Source organism: Nonomuraea turkmeniaca (assembly GCF_005889735.1).
GTDB lineage: Bacteria > Actinomycetota > Actinomycetes > Streptosporangiales > Streptosporangiaceae > Nonomuraea > Nonomuraea turkmeniaca.
The window spans coordinates 1-4,069 of record NZ_VCKY01000428.1 but is presented as its reverse complement, the minus strand read 5'-3'; the positions used below and the strand labels follow the sequence as shown (position 1 = coordinate 4,069).

General features: G+C 66.8%; 5 protein-coding genes and 1 pseudogene. All 6 read right to left on the bottom strand.

Annotation, left to right across the window (positions count from 1 at the left end; translation table 11 throughout):
- Positions 1–788, bottom strand: a pseudogene (locus ETD86_RS52945) (hypothetical protein); the annotation flags it as partial.
- Positions 788–1,183 (bottom strand): hypothetical protein, encoded by a 396-nt coding sequence (locus ETD86_RS52940; RefSeq protein WP_138674169.1) that lies wholly within the window; start codon positions 1,181–1,183, stop codon positions 788–790. The pseudogene ETD86_RS52945 and the gene ETD86_RS52940, both read right to left, overlap by 1 nt.
- Positions 1,184–1,251: 68 nt before the next feature.
- Entirely contained in the window at positions 1,252–1,557 is a 306-nt protein-coding gene (locus ETD86_RS52935) for a WXG100 family type VII secretion target (RefSeq protein ID WP_138674168.1), read from the bottom strand.
- Between the two features lie 17 nt (positions 1,558–1,574).
- Positions 1,575–1,904 (bottom strand): WXG100 family type VII secretion target, encoded by a 330-nt coding sequence (locus tag ETD86_RS52930; protein ID WP_170223788.1) that lies wholly within the window; start codon positions 1,902–1,904, stop codon positions 1,575–1,577.
- 261 nt (positions 1,905–2,165) lie between these two features.
- On the bottom strand, positions 2,166–2,609 hold the full coding sequence (locus tag ETD86_RS52925; protein ID WP_138674166.1) for a YbaB/EbfC family nucleoid-associated protein: 444 nt from the start codon (positions 2,607–2,609) through the stop codon (positions 2,166–2,168).
- Between the two features lie 21 nt (positions 2,610–2,630).
- A partial coding sequence (gene eccD, locus ETD86_RS52920; protein ID WP_342779372.1) for a type VII secretion integral membrane protein EccD occupies positions 2,631–4,069 on the bottom strand: 1,439 nt, incomplete at its 5' end.

Here is a 4,069-nt window from a genome sequence, read left to right as displayed (position 1 = left end):
GGGGCCGGATCGTCCGGAGTGTTCGGGTCGGGGGTGGTGGAGTCGTCAGGGTCGGTGCCACCTGGGTTGGTGCCACCTGGATTGGAGCCACCTGGGTTGGACCCGCCGGCGGTGTCACCGGTATCGGTCGAGCCCGCGCCCGATCCGCCGGTGTAATAGGAACCGCCGGAATCGTCAGTGTTGGAAACCGGGTCGTACGGCGTGGTATCCGTGGGGTAGTTCGGATCCTCGGTGTCAAGAGGCTCGCTGGGGAGGTTGACCGTCGGGAGGTCGTAGGCGATCTCGTCCGGGACATCCTCGTAGATGGTGACGATCTGCTGGTTCAGGTCATACAACGTTTGCCGGGCGTGCGCGTCCTCGAGCTGCGCCTTGACCCAGTCGGGATCCGTGCCGTCGGCGGACACTCCGGCCGGGACGTTCACCTCCTCGTCGACCTTGACCAGGGCCTCCTCGACCTTGCCGGCGTACGTCTCCAGCACCCCGCTCATCTTGGAGAGCTTGGTCTTCAGTTCCTCGCCGGTGGTATACAGCTTCTCCAGCGCCTCCCTGGCCAGCTCGGCGTCCGGCCCCTTCCAGATCTCGATGAGCTTGGGAGAGTGCTCCCAGATGAGGTCGACCGCCTCCTTGATCTTGTCCGATGCCATTTTGTACGTTTGCCCGGCACCGCCGACGTAGAGGGGGTTGGTGCTCAGGAGCAGCCCCTTGATGTGCTCCTTCTTCTTGTCGTAGTCGGGAAACTCGCCCGGTGGCCGCTCGAGCCGGATCTTGAGGACGTCCTCTTCAGCCATCAGGCATTACCCTCGTTTTCCCGACGCGCTCTGTCATGGTTGTCGGCACTGATCTCGACAGCCTCGACCACTTTCTGGTACGCGGAGATGAACTTCCGGTACACCTCGCCGAACTTCGCGCCCGCGTTCTCCGAGCCCACGGTTCGCGCGAAGGTCTGGGCGTCAGACCACGTGCCGAGATGTTCGGTGGTGAGGTCGCTGCCCGACGAGAGCTGGTTGAGAGTCAGGTCCAGCCGCTCGCGCTCGCTCTCGACGAGCAGGGCGTCGAGGTTGGCCCTCATCTCCTCGGCGATGGTCCGTATGGCCTTCGGCGAGTTGTACCGCTCATCGAACAGACCTGTATCCGCCGGTGGCGAGCCGTCGCTTCCGCTCCCGTTGTGTTCCTGCTCAGCCATGCTTCCCCCTACGAACAGAACTCTCGGCCACCGCGCCGCAGCGATGACCGAGAAGAGGACGAGCCGGGCTAGTCCGTCCAGATGCTGATGTTGCGCCGCTCGGCGTTCTCATAGTTGCCCTTGGCGATGCTGACCGCCGTCGCGGCCTGGAACAGCTGTTGGCCCATCGCCTTCTCGTGCTCGTTCCACTTTTGGCGCTTGCCCTCGAAGAACGTCTCGGCGTCGCCTTCCCAGCTGGTTCCGAGCTCCTTCTGGATGTCCGCGTACAGGTCGTCGGTGGCCCGGTCGAGCTCGGTGACGATCTTCTTGAGCTCCTCGTAGGCCTGCTCCATCGAGCCGAACTTGACGTATGTGTAGTCGTCAGCCATGGACATGGTGTTCTCCGTCCTGCTCAGCGGTTGGCGTGGTTGGCGTTGATGAGGGAGTCGATGCGACCGCCGACTTCACCGGCTCCGGCGAAGCCGCCGGCGATGTCCATGTTCTGGTCGGCGGCGTTCCGGTAGACGCCGGCGCCCATGTTGAGCCGGTCGTAGATGTCCTCGAGGATCTGAATGACCCCCTTGAACTCGGTGTCCCACTGCGTGAGGGCTGTGGCGAACTTCTCCGAGGCGCCGCCTTTCCAGCCTTCGGTGGTGAGTCCGGCCTTGATCTCCTCGACCCGCAACCGCATGCCCTCGATGTACTGGGCGGTGTCCTGGCAGTAGCCTGCCGCGTTCGTCAACTGAGTAGGGCTGGCCCCGTACAGTGCCACCTTGACCTCCAAGTCGATACTGCGTTGCTGTTACGGCGGGCGGCCACCCCCTGATTGGAACCGACTACCCCCGCGATCAACCTCAAATGGCATGTTAGCCACCATTGGCCCCGCAATTCCCAGAAATCCCAAATTACGGATCAGTCGCGCTCTGGCAACTATTGGATGAACGCCCTGGTGGATGGCCTAGCATGCGGTGACAAGCGGGACCCTCGACGGTGGGCGGACCCGTCAAAGGTTCAGCCGGCGGCGGATTCGATCGAGCTGACCCATCACGTCCGTGAACGCCTGCTCGTGGAGCGCCCCCGCCTCTTTGATCTTGGTGAGCGCGGCGTCGGGGTTGTTGACGAATTTCATCTGATCGGCGTCATCGCCGAACAGCTCGCCCATGGCGGCGCTGAGCTGCTTCTGGAAGTCCGCTGTGGCGTCCGCGATCGCCGTCTTGATCAAGTCGGCCAGCTCGCCCGAGGCCATGCGCATCGCCTTGGGGTGCAGCTCCAACTCGCGCACGCCCTGATGGTCGTACTCCACGGTGACCATGCCGTTCTCGTCCTGCGCGCGGCCGACGTACGTGCCTATGTCCCGCTGGAACTTCTCCATGAGCACGAACTGTTCGTCAACGCCCTTCAGCAACTTGTCGATGTCGATGTTCGCGAAGTCTCCGAACTCCTGCATCCCACTACCTCCCTGCACAGATCAGCCGGACAGCCCGCGCACCCACGTGTAGACCTCGAGCACACCCAGCGCGAGCGGGAAAAGCTGGACGATCAGCGCCCAGTCCAAGATGTCGGCCGCGCGTCCCCAGAACGGCGAGGGTTTCCCCGTCGCCAGCCAGACCCCGATGCCCACGGTCGTCAGCGCCAGCCAGAGCACTCCGATGGCCACGGCCAGCGACCCGACGACCCCTCCCTGGCCGACCAGGGACAGCGCGAGCATGGCGAACCCCGCCAGGCCCGTGCCGATGAACCAGATCCGCTGCCCGAGCCCGCGGAAGACCCGGGCACGCATGATCAGCGTGAGCGACAGCGACACCATCATGACGGCCGACACCCAGTCGCCGTCGAGCACGAGCAGCACCTGCGTGACCAGCGCCGTGAGACCGATCGCCGCGATCATGCCGGTGGCGTAGCGCTGCGCGATCTTGGTGCGTTCCTGGATGGCCGACGCGTCGAGGCGCTGGTTGTCACTGCGCAGCTCTTCGGCGGTGGTCGGCATGGCCGGCAGCGGCACCTTCGCGAGCTTGAACGACAGCGTGGGCACCACCGGGCTGAACGCCAGCAGCAGGGCGATGGTCAGCGCCGCCACCCCGGCCGGCGGCGCCGACCACACCATCACCGCCGCCGCGCCGATGCCGATGACCGTGGCGGCGACGGCCGTGCCAAGGAAGCCTGGAACGCCGTCGGAGATCAGCGCGCCGCCGAGCGCGGCCACCAGTGCCGTGCAGGCCAGCGCCGCCAGCAGGTGCGGCGCGCCGAACCCCGCCGCGGTGCCCGGCGCGAACAGGCCCGCGACGAACCCGTACGGCAACGCGGCGTGCCCGATCAGCGCACCGGCCAGCGAGTCGCCGACCGCCCGTGACAGCAGCGTGCCGGTGACGACCAGCAGCAACGCCAGCAGCGCGGCCACGATCGGGATGGTCAGCCCCGGCATGCCGGACAGGGCCAGGCCGAGCGCGCCCAGCATGAGCAGTCCCATGGCGCCGCTCGCACCCATGGCTCTGGTGTGCTTGGCCGACCAGGAGCCCCGGCCCTCGCTCACGCCGGTGGCGACCACGTCCGCCACGTCGTCGTAGAGAGCGGGCGGCAGGATGGCCTCGCGCGGCCTGAGGTAGAGGATCTCGCCGTCGAGCACGCCCGCCGCGCCCAGGCTCTGCCCCAGATCGAATGGCGCCCCGCCGAGCCGCTGCAACGTCCATCCCGGAGCGGCGGCGTGGTCTCCGCCCACTTCGCCCAGCGCGCGGAGGATGCCCGGCAGCACGTTCGGCAGCGGGATGTCGGCGGGCAGCGCCAGGTCGGCCTTGCGCCGTGGGCCGACGATCGTCACGTGGCACTGGGTCGGCAGCGGCACCGGCACCTGCGCCAGCGCGCCCTGCTGGAAGGGTGCCTGAGGGGAGGGGCGACCGGTCGGCCCAGGGA

Excerpts from the sequence above, each read along its gene's own strand:
- ETD86_RS52940 (WP_138674169.1), bottom strand. The coding sequence starts at position 1,183 with ATGGCTGAGCAGGAACACAACGGGAGCGGAAGCGACGGCTCGCCACCG.
- ETD86_RS52935 (WP_138674168.1), bottom strand. The coding sequence starts at position 1,557 with ATGTCCATGGCTGACGACTACACATACGTCAAGTTCGGCTCGATGGAG.
- ETD86_RS52925 (WP_138674166.1), bottom strand. The coding sequence starts at position 2,609 with ATGCAGGAGTTCGGAGACTTCGCGAACATCGACATCGACAAGTTGCTG.